Source organism: Hymenobacter aerophilus DSM 13606 (genome assembly GCF_000382225.1).
GTDB classification, from domain to species: domain Bacteria; phylum Bacteroidota; class Bacteroidia; order Cytophagales; family Hymenobacteraceae; genus Hymenobacter; species Hymenobacter aerophilus.
Window position 1 is genome coordinate 182,252 of the sequence record NZ_KB907800.1, and the last position, 15,389, is coordinate 197,640.

The 15,389-nt window shown below is 63.4% G+C and carries 17 protein-coding genes and 1 tRNA gene; 15 read left to right on the top strand and 3 right to left on the bottom strand.

The window, feature by feature from the left end; translation table 11 throughout:
- Nucleotides 1-211: 211 nt before the first annotated feature.
- Both H145_RS22325 and H145_RS0100920 read left to right on the top strand, forming a co-directional pair.
- Nucleotides 212-1,576 carry a sensor histidine kinase gene (locus H145_RS22325; protein WP_019946251.1) on the top strand — a complete coding sequence of 455 codons (1,365 nt, stop codon included), beginning with the start codon at nucleotides 212-214 and terminating at the stop codon, nucleotides 1,574-1,576.
- Between the two features lie 177 nt (nucleotides 1,577-1,753).
- The gene (locus tag H145_RS0100920; protein ID WP_019946252.1) at nucleotides 1,754-2,494 is read left to right on the top strand and encodes a LytR/AlgR family response regulator transcription factor; all 741 of its coding nucleotides are present in this window, start codon (nucleotides 1,754-1,756) and stop codon (nucleotides 2,492-2,494) included.
- A gap of 134 nt (nucleotides 2,495-2,628) precedes the next feature.
- Here H145_RS0100920 and wrbA read toward each other — a convergent pair whose 3' ends face one another.
- Complete coding sequence (gene wrbA, locus H145_RS0100925) at nucleotides 2,629-3,240, bottom strand: NAD(P)H:quinone oxidoreductase (protein WP_019946253.1); 612 nt, start codon at nucleotides 3,238-3,240, stop codon at nucleotides 2,629-2,631.
- 315 nt (nucleotides 3,241-3,555) lie between these two features.
- Here wrbA and H145_RS19375 point away from each other — a divergent pair, with 315 nt between their 5' ends.
- The 7 genes from H145_RS19375 (at nucleotide 3,556) to H145_RS0100960 (ending at nucleotide 9,685) form a co-directional block, all read left to right on the top strand.
- Entirely contained in the window at nucleotides 3,556-4,239 is a 684-nt protein-coding gene (locus H145_RS19375; protein ID WP_019946254.1) for an RNA polymerase sigma factor, read from the top strand.
- Nucleotides 4,226-5,797, top strand: coding sequence for a hypothetical protein (locus tag H145_RS0100935; RefSeq protein WP_019946255.1), 1,572 nt, complete (start codon nucleotides 4,226-4,228; stop codon nucleotides 5,795-5,797). Before H145_RS19375 ends, H145_RS0100935 begins: the two co-directional genes overlap by 14 nt.
- A gap of 80 nt (nucleotides 5,798-5,877) precedes the next feature.
- Complete coding sequence (locus H145_RS0100940) at nucleotides 5,878-6,252, top strand: DUF6970 domain-containing protein (protein WP_019946256.1); 375 nt, start codon at nucleotides 5,878-5,880, stop codon at nucleotides 6,250-6,252.
- 208 nt (nucleotides 6,253-6,460) lie between these two features.
- Nucleotides 6,461-8,497: an excinuclease ABC subunit UvrB gene (uvrB, locus tag H145_RS0100945; RefSeq protein WP_019946257.1), complete on the top strand. Its 2,037-nt coding sequence runs from the start codon at nucleotides 6,461-6,463 to the stop codon at nucleotides 8,495-8,497.
- A 15-nt stretch (nucleotides 8,498-8,512) separates the two neighbouring features.
- Nucleotides 8,513-8,740 (top strand): DUF433 domain-containing protein, encoded by a 228-nt coding sequence (locus tag H145_RS0100950; protein ID WP_019946258.1) that lies wholly within the window; start codon nucleotides 8,513-8,515, stop codon nucleotides 8,738-8,740.
- Nucleotides 8,737-9,072: a DUF5615 family PIN-like protein gene (locus H145_RS0100955; protein ID WP_019946259.1), complete on the top strand. Its 336-nt coding sequence runs from the start codon at nucleotides 8,737-8,739 to the stop codon at nucleotides 9,070-9,072. Before H145_RS0100950 ends, H145_RS0100955 begins: the two co-directional genes overlap by 4 nt.
- 121 nt (nucleotides 9,073-9,193) lie before the next feature.
- Entirely contained in the window at nucleotides 9,194-9,685 is a 492-nt protein-coding gene (locus H145_RS0100960) for a hypothetical protein (RefSeq protein WP_019946260.1), read from the top strand.
- Between the two features lies 1 nt (nucleotide 9,686).
- Here H145_RS0100960 and H145_RS0100965 read toward each other — a convergent pair whose 3' ends face one another.
- Nucleotides 9,687-10,394, bottom strand: coding sequence for an HAD family hydrolase (locus H145_RS0100965; protein ID WP_019946261.1), 708 nt, complete (start codon nucleotides 10,392-10,394; stop codon nucleotides 9,687-9,689).
- 166 nt (nucleotides 10,395-10,560) lie between these two features.
- On the opposite strand from H145_RS0100965, the gene H145_RS0100970 reads away from it, so the two are divergent.
- On the top strand, nucleotides 10,561-11,196 hold the full coding sequence (locus tag H145_RS0100970; RefSeq protein WP_019946262.1) for a CatA-like O-acetyltransferase: 636 nt from the start codon (nucleotides 10,561-10,563) through the stop codon (nucleotides 11,194-11,196).
- A gap of 81 nt (nucleotides 11,197-11,277) precedes the next feature.
- Here the strand turns inward: H145_RS0100970 and H145_RS0100975 are convergent.
- A tRNA-Gly gene (locus H145_RS0100975) sits at nucleotides 11,278-11,350 on the bottom strand.
- Between the two features lie 182 nt (nucleotides 11,351-11,532).
- Here H145_RS0100975 and H145_RS0100980 point away from each other — a divergent pair.
- From H145_RS0100980 to H145_RS0101000, 5 genes are all read left to right on the top strand, one after another.
- Nucleotides 11,533-11,775, top strand: coding sequence for a hypothetical protein (locus H145_RS0100980; RefSeq protein WP_019946263.1), 243 nt, complete (start codon nucleotides 11,533-11,535; stop codon nucleotides 11,773-11,775).
- A 146-nt stretch (nucleotides 11,776-11,921) separates the two neighbouring features.
- Nucleotides 11,922-12,458 (top strand): GNAT family N-acetyltransferase, encoded by a 537-nt coding sequence (locus tag H145_RS0100985; RefSeq protein WP_019946264.1) that lies wholly within the window; start codon nucleotides 11,922-11,924, stop codon nucleotides 12,456-12,458.
- Nucleotides 12,459-12,527: 69 nt separating this feature from the next.
- A complete protein-coding gene (locus H145_RS0100990) occupies nucleotides 12,528-13,622 on the top strand; it encodes a hypothetical protein (protein ID WP_157540925.1) in 1,095 nt (364 codons plus the stop codon).
- A gap of 72 nt (nucleotides 13,623-13,694) precedes the next feature.
- Entirely contained in the window at nucleotides 13,695-14,567 is an 873-nt protein-coding gene (locus H145_RS0100995) for a transporter (protein WP_019946266.1), read from the top strand.
- A gap of 103 nt (nucleotides 14,568-14,670) precedes the next feature.
- Nucleotides 14,671-15,387, top strand: coding sequence for a hypothetical protein (locus H145_RS0101000; protein ID WP_019946267.1), 717 nt, complete (start codon nucleotides 14,671-14,673; stop codon nucleotides 15,385-15,387).
- Nucleotides 15,388-15,389: the final 2 nt, after the last annotated feature.

Below are 15,389 nucleotides of genomic sequence, written 5' to 3' on the forward strand. Positions count from 1 at the left end.
AACCTAGCCGTAGTCCTATATCTTTCCCGATGAATTCAACCAACCTGCACTTTCGACCCCGAAACCCGTTTTTTTCCTCCTTCACCCCCAAAAACTACCACTAACCCCCACTTCCCGCAGTTGATGCGCCGGGCGGCGGCGTTGGGGCCGCGGCTGGCGGGGTTGATTGAAGATGCGTTGCCGCCGAACGGCTATTGCGCTATTTTCGGGGATGGAAGTTCTGCCGCCCCCCGTTTCTACCGCCTCCGTCTCGCGCCGGCCGCCACTCTGGCGCAGCTGGCAGGCGCGGCTGCGCGGCTGGCTGCAGCCTACCGAGTGGTCGGCCAAGGCCGAAACAACCCGGGTGCCGCGCTGGGTGCATATCGTGCTGTGGCTGTGGCTGCTACTGCTCGATGGTTTGAAGATCAGCAACCTGCTAGGCAAGCTGCCCCGCTTCCCGCTTACGGTGGCCGAGTGGCAGCCGCTGGCACCGCGGCTGGCGGGCCTGCTGCTTGAAGACCTGGCCGCCGCCACCCTATTTTACCTGACCTGGCGCTGGCTGGTGCCTACCACGCTGGGCCGGGCCCGGGTAGTGCTGTTCGTGCCGCTGGCCGCCCTGCTGGCGTTGCCCTATATTGGCCTGATGGGCTGGGTGGTGCCGCAACTGCTCCCCAAAAACTTCGACGTAGTCGTGCATAAGGTGCCGCCCCGCTCCGCCGGCGCGGGCAAGCCCGCTAGCGACACCAGCAAAGCAGAGCCAGCAAAGGGTTTCAGCGAGGGTGTGTACGATGGTTACAAAGAGGCAGAGCAACGAAGGAAGCCCGCTACCGTCACCATCAAAGCGGGCAAGCCGGAAAAGCGCGCGTATCCCGAAGCCATCATGCAGCTGGTGGCCACCGGGATTATCAGCGGCTTCATCATTGCCGGCGCCTCGGGCCTGCGCATCACCCACGACTACATTCTGGGCCAGCGCAACCGCCGCGAGCTGGAGCGCCAGCAGCTGCTTACGGAGCTGGCCATGCTCAAAACCCAGATCAACCCGCACTTCCTGTTCAACACGCTCAACAACATCTACTCGCTCACGAGCCGCAAGTCGGACAAGGCGCCCGAGGCGGTGCTGCGGCTGGCCGAAATCATGCGCTACCTGCTCTACGAAAGCAGCACCGACACCGTGCCGCTGAGCCGCGAGCTGGCCCATCTGCGCAGCTTCCTCGATTTGCAGCGCCTGCGCCTGCCCGCCTCGGCCCAGGAGGCCATTGTGCTGGAAGTGGAAGGTTCCGACACTGAATGCGCCCACCCGATTGCGCCGCTGCTGCTGTTGCCGCTGGTCGAAAACGCCTTCAAGCACGGCGACCTCGCGGCCCGGCCGGTGTCGGTGCACATCGCCCTGCACCTGGCCCCCGACGGCCAGTTGCGCTTCTCGGTGCTCAACCACGTAGCCCCCGCCGATGCCGAGCGGCCCCTGCCCAAGCAGCCCGGTGGCGTGGGCCTGGCCAACCTGCGCCGCCGTCTGGCACTGCTCTACCCCAACCGCTATACCCTCGACGTGCAAACCACCGCCGAGCAGCACCGGGTTACCCTGGTGCTGCTGTCGTAACGGTGATTTAGCGGTTTAATGCTGCCGCCCTGTCACCCTGAGCTTGCGAAGGATCTGTACAGAACGCTAACGTTTGATGTCAGCTTCTGTATAGGTCCTTCGCAAGCTCAGGATGACAGTATATTCGCCTATCCACCCCATCCATTCGCCAAATCACCAAACCACCAAATCACCCCTATGACTTGCGTAATTCTGGATGACGAGCCGCTGGCGCTGGATTTGCTGGCCGATTACTGCGCCCAGGTGCCGGGCCTGGAACTGAAGGGCCAGTTCGACGACCCACTGGCAGGCCTGGCGTTTCTGCAGGACAACCCCGTGGACGTGGTGTTTCTCGACATCCATATGCCGCGCCTGACGGGCGTGCAGCTGGCCCAGCTGCTGCCCCAGCCCGGCCCGCGCATCGTCTTCACCACCGCCTACGACCAGTACGCGGTGCGCAGCTACGAGCTCAGCGCGGCCGACTATCTGCTCAAACCCATTGCCTTCGAGCGGTTCGTGCAAGCCGTCCAGAAGGTGCGCCAGCAGCTGACGGCCGCCCCCACCCCGGCGGCCCCACCCGCACCCGCCGCCCCCGAAGCCGCGCCCGCCGCTACCCCCGATGATGCCATGTTCGTGAAAAACGAGCACCGGCTGCAGCGCGTGGCCTTTGATGATTTGCTCTACATCGAAGGCATGAAGGAGTACCTGATGCTCTACACCACCACCGGCAAGGTGCTCACGTTGCAGTCGTTTCGGCGGCTGGAGGAGGTGCTGCCGCCCGAGCGATTCGCCCGCATCCACAAGTCGTTTCTGGTGGCCTTGAGCCGCATCGAGCACGTGGAGCGCGGCAAGGTGCAGGTAGCGGGCCGCCTGCTGCCCATCGGCGACACCTACCGCGAGTCGTTCAACGCCCTCATCAAGGCGTATAATCAGCTGTGATATAGCTGCAAGCCGCAAGCTACAAGCTGCAAGCCACAAGCTGCAAGCCACAAGCTGCAAGTTGACCGTCATTCATCCTGACAATCAGCTTACCGCTTGTGGCTTGTAGCTTGTAGCTTGTAGCTTGTAGCTTTTTACGAGGCCAGCTTGCTGGCTATTTCAGCGGCGAAGCGGCCCTGGTAGCGGGCGCCTTCCAGCTCGTTGGCGCTGGGCTGCCGCTCGCCCTGGCCGCCGGCTACGGTGCTGGCGCCGTAGGGCGTGCCGCCGGTTACTTCGTGGAAACCCATCTGGCCCTGCCAGGCGTAGGGCAGGCCCACAATCACCATGCCCAGGTGCAACAGCTCGGTGTGCAGCGCCCGCAGCGTGGTTTCCTGGCCGCCGTGCTGGGTGGCGGTGCTCACGAAGGCGCCCCCCACTTTGCCCACCAGCTTGCTGGCGGCCCACAGGGCGCCGGTGCCGTCGAGGAAGGCCTGAATCTGGCCGCAGACGTTGCCGTAGCGCGTGGGCGTGCCGATGATGATGGCGTCGTACTGCTCCAGCTCCTGGGGCTTGGCCACCGGAATGTGCTCGAAGGCCTTCTGGGCCTCGGTGGCGCCGGTTTTGTCCAGAATTTCCTTCGACAGGGTTTCGGGCACGCGCTTGATTACCACTTTGTTGCCCTCCACCTCGCGGGCGCCTTCGGCCACGGCCTCGGCCAGCTTGTACACGTGGCCATAAGTGGAGTAGAACAGAATCAGGGTTTTCATGGGCAGTTGGGGGTTGAGGAGGTGAGGGCAAAAGCGGGCGACTCGCGGTGAGCCGACAGCCAAATCAATGTATATACATTGAAAAGCGGCGAAGGTTTATAGTTTCCCGCCGCCATCCGAAAGCCATGAAGACGAAAGATTTATCTTGCAGGTTCGGAAAAACCTGGCGGCGCATGCAACCTCCGGCGGCCCGCGCGTCCTCTTGTCAGCACTTAGCCGGCCTTTAGCCGGACCCTGTTTCTCCCCGACGATTTAACAGCGTATGCAGCCATCCTTTTACCCCGGTACCGGCCTCCGCTTTGGCCGGAACGCCTAATGAGCGCCCTTTCCGCCGCCCTGAGCGGGATGGGCGGCCTGCGGAGCCTGCTGCCCGGCGCCCACGCCACGACCGAGTCGGCCGCTTCGTCGGCCTCCACGGCCAGCCGCACGCTCACGCCCCCCGCGCAGCTTTCCGACATGGAGCTGCTTGACGGCTGCCTGGCCGGTAGCCGGCTCATGCAGAAATACCTGTACGAGCGGTTTGCCAGCCGCATGATGGCCGTGTGCCTGCGCTACGCCCAAACCACTTTCGAGGCCGAAGATGTGCTGCAGGAAGGCTTTCTGACGGTGTTTAAGAACCTGGCCAGCTTCCGCCGCGAGTGCCCGCTGGAGTTCTGGATTCGCCGCATCATGGTGAATGCCGCCCTGCGCCAGCACCGCCGCAACGCCCCGCTGATAGCCGTGAGCGACGGCGGCGACTACCCCCAGGATTTGGCCGGCGAGGAGTTCACGCTGTCCAACTACAACTTCGAAGAGCTGCTGGGTTTGGTGCAGGAGCTGGCCCCGCGCTACCAGATGGTGTTCAACCTGTTCGCCATTGAAGGCTACGGGCACAAGGAAATCGGCGAGCTGCTGGGTATTTCCGAGGGCACCAGCAAGTCGCAGTACTCGCGGGCCCGGGCCATTCTGAAAAACAAAATAGAGCGCCTCGACGCGCAACGCCCCCATGGCTTCCGCTAACCCTCCATCTGACAACCACCAGCCCTCGTCACGCCCCACCGGCGACCTGGAGCACCTTTTCCGGCAGAAGCTGGCCGAGGCCGAGGTGCGCCCGCGGGCCAACTTCTGGGACCAGCTCGACAACGAGCTGGTGGCGCAACAGCACACCGATATGGTGCGCCAGAACGCCATATACCGCCAGCGGGCGGCCATGTATCGCTGGGCCGCCGCCGCCTGCCTGGTGCTGGCGCTGGGCGCGGCCAGCTGGGCCTACTTAGCGCAGTCGGCCCGGCCGGGTGCGCCTCAGCTGGCGGCCACGGCCGAATCGGCGGCCTCGTCGCTGGGCCTAGCGCTGCCCCAGGCCGGCGCTGACCGCTACGACCACCTCGCCGGACTGGCTGCCACGCTGGCCGCCAACGAAGCCGCCGCGCAATCGGCAGGCGCTTACGAGTCGGGCTACGCTTCGGGCCGGATGCCGCGCGGGGCCAGCCAGTCGGCTGCTGGCTACGAGCCCGTGGCGACCGGGCTAGCCTCGGCGGCAGATTTTGCGGGTACGTACTCCGGTTCCGGCTCGCTGGCCCTGTTGGGCGGCAACCGCCACGCGGCCACCTGGAGCCAGCCGGGTAACCTGGCCGTTTCGTTTGACGACCTGAACCTGCGCGACGAGCTGGGCCTGGGCCGCCCCGGCCAGCGCCGGCTCGCGCTGCCCGCCGAGGCAGCGGCCGCCCCGGCCCTGAAGGCTGCCTTCACGCCCGAGCCCACACACAAAGCCCCCGGCAAGCTCTGGAAGCGCCTGCGCGTGGGCGGCAGCTACGCCCTGAGCGTGTTCAACCCCAACATCAACTTCTCGCGGGCCGATGGCCGCACCAAATCGGACCCCGTAACCGACGCGCTGCGCAGCTACTACCAGGAAGACGCCGAGCGCGAGTACCGCCGCAACCTGCGCTCGGGCCCCAGCCAGCGCGTGGCCCTCACGGCCGCTTACCAGCTCAGCCCCCACTGGACGCTGACTACCGGCGCCGAATGGGCCGAAAGCCGGGCGTCCTCGGCCACCTCGTTTGGTTTCCTCGATGGCAAGCAAGTGGGCAGCGAAGCCCCCGACCTTTTCGCCCAGCGCAATAGCAACGTCAGCTTCGGCGTCAGCAGCGCCAGCGGCGCGGCCCCGGCCCGGCCTACCTCGTACCGCTACCGCACGGCGGCCGTGCCCGTAACTCTCACCTATGGCTCCGGCAAGTCCGGTCTGTCGCTCTACGCCAAGGCCGGCGCCGTGGTCAGCCTGCTGATTAACAGCCGCTCGGAGCTGGAAGGCTCGCCCGATGCCACCCGCAGCTACGACATCCGCTCGTCCGAGTCGCCCTACCGCACGCTGTTTGCCTCGGGCCGCGTGGGGGGCGGCGTGCGCTACCAGCCGGTGCTTTCAACCTGGAACGTGACCGTGGGACCCAGCGCCGAGGTGTTCATCACCCCGCTCAACGCCAACCCCAGCCAGCGCGCCGCCCGCCAAACCCGCCCCTACAGCCTGGGCGTAGAAGCCACCGTCGAGTTCGGCAGCACCAAAGTGATGCCGGCCGTACAATAGGGAAAATTGCAGGTGAAGCCGGAGAAATCAACTCGCCTTCTTCCGGTTCGCTTCTCCTTTCCTACCTCTCCATGAATACAATGAAAACCCGTTTTACCCTTCTGCTGACAATAATCGGGCTGGCGCTGAGCACCGCGGGCTGCTCGGTTACCGACGAAGATGTGTTGCCGACGTCGGGCAGCTGCGGGGGCAATTTTTCGCTCTCGCTCATCGAAGAGCTCAAGAAAAAACCCAAGCAAACCCCCGCCGCCGAAGTAACCCAGTACACTTACAAAGGCCAGGTAATGTACCTGGTAACCGGCGGAACACCCGACGCCTACAACTACCTGTTCGACAACTGCGGCAAAGTGGTATGTGCCGCCTCGGGCGGCCCGACCGGTAAGGGCGACGGCGCCTGCACCGACTTCAGCACTACGGCCACCAACCCCATCCTCATCTGGCGCGACCCACGGTGAGGTGGTGAAATAGCGAGATGGTGAGTTGCCATTCGTGCAGCCCGCTTTCCTTGGCTGGAGAGCGGGCTTCCTGTTTCTCTGAACGGCTCTGCGCCCTCTGCGTAAACCTCTGCGCACCTCTGCGGGAAACGCTACCAGCACAAAGCCCGAACCGTCCCGAACCAACGGGCCCGAATTGCAGTTATCAGAGGCTACCTAACTTGCCCGTATGAACTACCAGCTTACCTCGGAATTCCAGCCCACCGGCGACCAGCCCCAAGCCATCAAGCAGCTTGTGGAGGGCGTAAACAACGGCGAGCCGGCCCAGGTGCTGCTCGGGGCCACCGGCACGGGCAAAACCTTCACGATGGCCAACGTGATTGCCGAAACCGGCAAGCCGGCCCTGGTGCTCTGCCACAACAAAACCCTGGCCGCCCAGCTCTACGGCGAGTTCAAGCAGTTTTTCCCCAACAACGCCGTCGAGTACTACATCAGCTACTACGACTACTACCAGCCCGAGGCCTACATCGCCTCCTCCGACGTGTTTATCGAGAAAGACCTGGCCATCAACCAGGAAATTGAGAAGCTGCGGCTGCACACCACTTCTACGCTGCTCTCGGGCCGGCGCGACGTGATTGTCATTGCCTCGGTGTCGTGCATTTACGGCATCGGCAACCCCGAGGAGTTCAGCAAAAACGTGATTTTCATGGCCCCCGGGCTGCGGTACTCGCGCAATAATCTGCTCTACCAGTTCGTGCAGATTCTGTATTCGCGCACCGAAATGGAGTTTACCCGCGGCACGTTCCGGGTGAAGGGCGACACGGTGGACGTATTTCCGGCTTATGCTGACTATGCTTACCGGCTGTTTTTCTTCGGCGACGAAATCGAGGCCATCCACCGCATCGACCCGACCAGCGGCAAGAAACTGGCCGACGAGAAATCGGTGACGCTGTACCCGGCCCAGCTGTTTGTAACCGGCAAGGACACGCTCAACCAGGCCATCAGCGAAATCCAGCACGATTTGGTGCAGCAGCACGCCTACTTCGAGAAGGAGGGCCGCGATTCGGAGGCCAAGCGCATTATGGAGCGCACGGAGTTCGATTTGGAGATGATTCGGGAGCTGGGCTACTGCTCGGGCATTGAGAACTACTCGCGCTATTTCGACGGCCGCAAGCCCGGCACCCGCCCGTTCTGCCTGCTCGACTACTTCCCCGACGACTACCTGCTGGTGGTGGACGAAAGTCACGCCACGATGCCGCAAATCCGGGCCATGTGGGGCGGCGACCGGAGCCGCAAAACGGCGCTTATAGAGTACGGTTTCCGCCTGCCCTCGGCGTTTGATAACCGCCCGCTCACGTTCAACGAGTTCGAGAGCATGTACCGCCAGGCCGTGTTCGTGAGTGCCACCCCCGCCGACTACGAGCTGACCCAGGCCAACGGCATCATCGTGGAGCAGATTATCCGGCCCACCGGCCTGCTCGACCCCGAAATCGACCTGCGCCCCAGCACCAACCAGATTGACGATTTGCTCGACGAAGTGGACAACCGCGTGAAGATGGGCGACCGGGTGCTGGTGACCACGCTCACCAAGCGCATGGCCGAGGAGCTGCAGAAGTACATGGAGCGCCTGGGCATCAAGTCGCAGTACGTGCACTCCGACGTGAAAACGCTCGACCGGGTGGAGATCCTGCGCCAGCTGCGGCTGGGCGAAATCGACGTGCTCATCGGCGTCAACCTGCTCCGCGAGGGCCTCGATTTGCCCGAAGTAAGTTTGGTGGCCATCCTCGACGCCGACAAGGAAGGTTTCCTGCGCGACCAGCGCAGCCTGATCCAGACCATGGGCCGGGCCGCCCGCAACGACCGGGGCAAGGTAATTATGTACGCCGACCGTATGACCGGCTCGATGCAGCGCGCCATCGACGAAACCAACCGCCGCCGCGCCACCCAGCTGGCCTACAACCAGGAGCACGGCATCACGCCCCGCACGGTGCGCAAGAGCCGCGAGGCCATCATGGGCCAGACCTCCCTTTCGGACTACCGCATCCAGGAAAACACCGACTACTCGGGGGCCGATGCCGATGTAACGCTGGCCATTGCCGCCGAGCCAGTGGTATCGACGATGAGCAAAGTGGACTTGGAAAAGCTCATCAAGCAAACTGAAAAGCAGATGGAAGCGGCCGCCAAAGACCTCGACTTCCTCACTGCCGCCAAGCTCCGCGACGAGCTGGCCGCCCTCAAGCAGGTGCTGAAAACCAAGCGGGATTAAGTCGTATCTTCAGGTATGGAACCCAAGCAGCCGCTCGTCCAATTCAATCCTGCCATCCGGTTTGGCAAGCCGTGCATCGTAGGCACCCGCATTGCCGTGCAGGATATTTTATCCTGGCTGGCCTCCGGAATGAGCTTTGCGGAAATCGAGGAAGACTTTCCGGAGTTGACCCAGGCGCATATCCGGGCGGCGCTGGCTTTCGCGGCTGATATCGAGCGGCGCACCCGGCAGGTGGCGGCATGAAGTGGCTGCTTGATGCCAACCTATCGTATCGGCTGGTCCGGCAGTTGGCAGATGTACCGGCGGAGGTCGTACACGTCAGCCGCTGTGGCCTGTCGGCACCAGCATCCGACGAAGAAATCTGGGCGTGGACGAGAGCAAATGCAGCGCTCATCGTTACCAATGATGAGGATTTCTACCGATTGGCAGCCGTGCACGGCCACCCGCCGAAAGTAGTGTTGCTGCGGACCGGCAATCAGGCAACCTCCTTTATCGCGCAGCTATTGACGAAGCATCTGGAAGAAATTACCGCATTACTGACTTCAGATGACATAGGGGTTTTGGAATTGTATTAACAATTGCCCCGGTTACTATATCTCTCCGGAGGGAACAGAGACTGCATAACTGCTTTCTGGCACATAATTCGAAAAGGCTTCGAAACGCGACATATTCCGCGTTTTGAAGCCTTTTCGAATTATGCTGAAATCTACCCTGCTCCTGCTGACCCTGCTGACTTCCGGCGCCGCCTCGGCCCAAAAAGCCCAACCCGCGCTGCTGGCCGAGCTGCCGGCCGCCAGCCCGCCGCCCACAACCACCGTTACCACCGTCGCGCCGGCCAACGGGGTGCGCTACGAGTACCAGCTGGTGCGCCTCGACAACGATGCGCGGATATTTTTCGCACCGGCTTGGGAGGGCCGCACGGTGCTGGAACCCGATTTTCGGAGCCTAGCCAGGGAGATGCGCCCGGGAGCCGCGGAGGTGCTGCTGCTCAACGCACTCAACGCGCTGTCGGCCGAGGGTTGGGAGCTGCTGGAAATCCGCACGAGCGAGCGGCTGACAGGGACCACGCAGAAGGTAGAAACCTCGCTGACTTTCAGCGACCCCAACCGGCCGCAGTACGACGGCAAAACCACCTATAATTCGGACTCGCAAACGCGCTACCTGCTGCGGCGGGCGCTGGTACGCTAGCCTACCCCGCCAGCCCCCGCAGCCAGGCCGGCACTTCGGCCACCGACTGCATCTGGCGGAACGCCGCGCCGGCCTGCTCGGCTTCCGATACGCGTTCCAGTATCCAGGTGGTGTGGTAGGGCACGTAGGCCGCGTGGCCGCCCAGCCGGGCCACTGGCAGCACGTCGGACTTCAGCGAGTTGCCCACCATCACGAACTCCTCGGGGCGCACGTTGTGGCGGTGGAGGATGCGCTGGTAGCTGCTTTCGTTTTTCTCGCTCACGATTTCTACGTGGTCGAACAGGTCGCCGAGGCCGGAGCGGGCCAGCTTGCTTTCCTGGTCGAATAGGTCGCCCTTGGTGAGCAGCATCAGCGGCGGGCCCTGGGCCTTCACGGCGGCCAGCGTGTCGGCCACATCGGGCAGCAACTCGATGGGATAGTCGAGCAGGCGCTTGCCCAGGTCGAGGATGTGCTGGATTTCCTGGCCCGTAATCTGCCCGTCGGTGAGCTGGAGCACAGTTTCAATCATCGAGAGCATGAAGGGCTTGGCGCCGTAGCCGAACAGCGGCAGGTTCTGGCGCTGCACGGCAAAAAACTGGTCGCTGAACTGCTGCGGGGTGCCGTAGTGGCCCAGCAGCTCGTAGAGGCGGGCCTCGGCCGCGTCGAAGTGGGGCTGGTTGGGCCAGAGCGTATCGTCGGCGTCGAAGGCAATAAGGCGGGGCGCGGGCATGGAGGTGAGTATTGAGTAGTTAGTATTGAGCAATTAGACTGAAAACAACGAAAGTACCGGCCGGTAGCAACGCGGGGCGCAAAGGTACCTTTGCGTCCTCCTTTCATTAGCTTATGAAACCCGTTTTTCAGAATCTAACTACTCAATACCAACCACTCAATACTCCATGAAACACCGCATCGAGCAGGCTGGTTGGAACCGGCGGGAGCATTTTGCCTTTTTCTCGCAATTCGACGAGCCGTTTTTTGGCCTCGTGGCCGACGTGGACGCCACCCGCGCCCATGCCCGGGCCCGCGAGCTGGGCGTGTCGTTCTTCCAGCTGTACCTGCACGCCACGCTGGCGGCGGTACAAACGGTGGAAAACCTGCGCTACCGCATCAACGAGCACAACGAGGTGGACTGCTACGACCAGATCAACGTGTCGGCCATTCTCTCGCGCCCCGACCATACCTTCGCCTTCAGCTTCATCCCCTACAGCCCCGATCTGCACGAATTCGGCCGCGGCCTGGCCGCCGAAACGGAGGCGGTGCGCCAAAGCACCGGCCTGCGCCTGGGCCCTGAAACGGGCCGCCCCGACGTGATTCACTTCTCGGCCCTGCCCTGGCTCTCGTTCACCGGCCTCACCCACGCGCGTAGCTTCGCCCGCCCCGCCGACAGCATCCCCAAAATATCGGTCGGCCGCCTGCGCCCCGATGGGCCGCGGCAGCTGCTACCCGTGTCCGTCAACGTGCACCACGGCCTGGCCGACGGCTACCACGTGGGCCTGCTGCTGGCGGAACTGCAGCGGCGGCTGGATGGGTGAGGAGCAGATTGTATACCTTCCGGTATGCCCCAAAACCAAATCAGCCACCTAACCTTGCGGCTAAGTGGCTGATTAACAATGAGCGAGAAACGAGGTTCGAACTCGCGACCCTCAGCTTGGGAAGCTGATGCTCTACCAACTGAGCTACTCTCGCTTAGGGAGTTTGGTAAGGGCAAAAATACACCGCGAAAACCGAAATCCAACTGGCTTCGGCCCCGAAGTGCGACGCGGCGTTGCCCGGGCGCAAAAAAATGCTTCTTTTTGTAGCCGGCCCGTTGCGGCCGTCGGGTGGCCCAGTGGCCGGCCGATACCCCATTACGCTCAACCCCGCTCGCTATGGCCTGGCCTCCTACCCCCGCTACCCGCCGCCTGATTGCCTGGCTGTTCCTGACGGCCGGCATTCTGCTGACGCTGGGCGTGAGCATGCAGCTCTGGATTATGTACGAAGAGTACCAGCGCCTGGGCAGTGGGGGCGTCGTGGCATCGGCTCTGGTGCTGCGCCTGATGATGCTGGTGGCCGCCGTGATGATGCTGCGCTACGGCTGGCGCGAAACCCGCGGCAACGACACGATAGATTAAGTTTTGAGCTGTTAGCTGTTAGCTGTTAGCTGTTAGCTGTTAGCTGTTAGCTGAGTGAACGGAAAGCAGGCGAAAGTAGCGTAGATAATAACCGACTGAACGGAGGCTGAAAGCGAACAGCTCTCAGCTAAGAGCCTATTAAAAACATGAGTCACCCCCTGCGTATTTCTGTTGCCAAACGCACGCCGGCCGCCGCGGCCCAGCTCGCCGAACTGGGCCGGCGGCTGTTCTACGAAGCTTACACTGCCCAGAACACGCCCGAAAACCTGGCGGCCTACACCGAGGCTACCTTCGGTCCCGAACTGCAGCTGGCCGAATTGCAGGACCCCGACGTGGTGTTTCTGGAGGCGCGCATGCAGCAGGAGCTGGTGGGCTACGCCAAGTTGCGGCTGCACTCCGGGCTCGGGCGGGCGGCCGACAAGGTGCCCGAAGAACGGCTGGAAATCGAGCGGCTGTACGTGGCCGAAGACTGGATTGGCACCGGCCTGGGCGCGGCCCTCATGCGCCGCGCCATCGAGGAGGCCCGCCAGCAGCAGTGCCGGGCCGTGGTGCTGGGCGTGTGGGAGCACAACGCCCGCGCCCGCGAATTCTACCAGCGGTTTGGCTTCCGGCCTATCGGGCAGCACCTTTTCCAACTCGGTACCGAAGCGCAGACCGATTTGATTCTGCGCAAGGGCTTGTAGGAGCTTTGGGTGACGTTGTTCTGTTACGCGCCGGTCCGCTACCTTTGCCCGCCCCATCACACTGTGCCGTTGCAACGTCTTCCCTTTCTTCGCTTTACCGGCCTGGTTTCGCTGCTGGCTCCGTTGCTGGCTCCGTTGCTGAGCGCCTGCTCGGGCAACTCGGGCGCGGGCGAGGTGCCCAACGCGGCCCCGCCCACCGGCCACTACGAAGGCGCCATCAGCTACCAGGGCAGCGAGCTGCGCACGGCCCTCGACCTGCGCGAGGTTCGGCCCGGCCAGCTGACGGCGACGCTCAGCTTTCCGCAGGTGCCGGGGCTGGAGTTTGAGGCGGCTACGGCCAGCTACAAGGCGCCGCAGCTCCGGCTCGAAGAAGCCCCCGGCCAGTCCGACGGCATTGTGGTGCAGGCCGTGCGCGAGGGCGACTTTCTGCGCGGCGTGCTGGGCTGGGGCGACAGCGTGCGGGCCGATTTTGTGTGGGTGCGGCGCGGCGAAGTGCCCGCTCCCGGCTTCCGCGACACCACCCTGACGGTAACCGTATCCGGCCAACCCACCCAACGCCTGCGCCTGCTGCTGCCCGACGATACGCTGCCCCACCACCCGGCCCTGGTGCTGCTGGCCTCGGCCACCGATGCGCCGGCGGCCGCCCGGCGGGCCACGCACCTGGCCCGTCGCGGCGTGGTGGCCCTGCTGCTCCCGGCCGCTTCCGCCACCGACTCGGCTGCCACGCTGCCGGTAGCGGCGCTGGCCGCCCTGCGGCGGCAGGCAGCCGTCGATTCGGGGCGGGTAGGCTACTGGGGCCGGGGCGCGACGGCGCGGCGCGTAGCCGCCGCTGCCGGGCAGCAGCCCCGGCCCAATTTTGCCGTGCTGGAAGCCGTGGCCGCCGCTACCCGCGCCGAGGCGGCCGCATATCAGGTCTTCAATCAGCAGCGTATTCCGGTGCTGGCCTACTACGCCGGGCTCGATACCACGGTGCAGGCGGCGGCAAGTGCCAAGCGGCTGCGCCCGGCCCTGGGCTACCGCCGGGGTACGCAGGTGCAGATAGTAGCGGGCCTAACGGCCGATTTCCGACGCCCCGGCCGTACCGGCGCCGATGGGCAGTGGCAGTGGCCCCAGCCGGCGCCCGAGTACTGGAACGGGCTGGTGGAGTGGTTGAAAGGCAGGTAACGGCCTGCGCGGCTGGCTGCCAGAACATTTGTACCGTATGGAGGTCACTACCCACGCCCCGTACTGCTGCCCATGCGCTTCCTGCTCTCCCCTACTCTACTCGCGGCCAGCCTGCTGCTGCCGCTGCTGGCCGCCGCCCAGAAGGCCCCTACCGATTCGCTGACGGCCGTTAAGAGTCGGTACTCGCTATTCCGGCCGGTGCCGCGGGAGCTGCTGCGCGACCTGGCGCCCGACCGGCCCGGCGTTACCGAAAGTCCGTTTACCGTCGATGCCGGGCACTTCCAGTTTGAAACCGCGCTGGCCAACCTCATCAGCAGCCACCCCGGCCGCCAGCCCAAGCAGCACACCTTTCGGGCCAACGCCTTCGTGCTGAAAATGGGCCTCGACAACCGCACCGATGTGCAGCTGTTTCTGGATGCCTACGAATGGGACCGAACCTTTGCCACCGCCGCCGAGCCGGGCACCCGCAACCAGGGCTTCGGCGACATTACCGTGCGCCTCAAGCGTAACCTGCGCGGCAACGACTCCACCGAAAGTCCGCTGGCCGTGGCCCTGATTGGGTTTGTACGTCTGCCCACCGGCGGCCGGCAGGGCGCTGGCGGCTACGAGTACGGCCTGCTGCTGCCCGCCACCTACGCGCTGACCGACCGCTGGAACCTGAGCGCTCAGCTGCCCCTACGCCTCAACTTCGACCGCGACGAAAGCCAGCACTACCTGCAAACGGCCCCCTCCATCAACCTCGACCACGCCTTCCGGCCCTGGCTTACGGGCTTTGTGGAGTTGGTGGCCCAGCACGATTTCCGCTCCCGCAGCTGGCAGCAGGCCATCAACGTAGGCCCCACTTTCGCGGTGGGCAAAAACATCCAGTTCGACATCGGCCGCCAGTTCGCCCTTTCCCGCCAAGCCGACCGCGAGTATTTCGTGGGCTTCGTGGTGCGGCGGTAAATGGGCACAAGCAGAGTGGCGCCGGATTTTAGGAATCAATGCCTTGTTTCTTACGGGCGCTTCCGCCTAACTTAGCCCCTTCCTACCTCTCAATTATCCCGCTATGAAACGTTTGCTATTCGCCACCTTCCTGAGCTTATCCCTGGCAGCCTGCCAAAAAGACCAACAAGACCCCCAGCCCGACTTTCTGCCCTCCGAAACCAAGGACTGGTACATCCTGCGGGCCCCCGAAGACTACGCTATTGAAGCTGTGACGGGAGATATCGATGGGACGCTGACGATTACCCTCCGTAATAAAGTCTACCTCACCAAGGATCGGGGCAAAACCTGGTTGACTGGGAATTACGATAGGCCCTCTTTTCTGGCGGGCCTGTTCCAGAAGCAGGACACCTTACTGGCCATGCCTTCACTGCTGGGATACCAATCAGGGGTAAATTACGCAACGGACGCTTCTCATTTTAGCCTTGATCAGGGTCTGACCTGGCGTGATTATGTGGACAGAAGCAGCTACAGCACCAGGCTCCGGGTGGCTCTCAATCGTCTTACTGTTGCCTCGGGTACCGAATACCGGATTGAATATTCGCGGACCCCGGTTGCTTCCAACCCCAACGCGTACTATCTCGAATCTATCGGCATCGAAAGCTCAACTGGTCAGCATATTACTTTGCCCAAGCAGCACCAGTTGAAAAGCATTCACTTCGACGCCAAATCACGGTTGTATATCGCTTCTTCTGCTCCGTTGTGCGGAATGGGTGATGACTTCAAGTTCTGCGGCAGCCAGAAGGGCACCTTATACATCTCGAAGCAGCCGCTGCTTTAAAA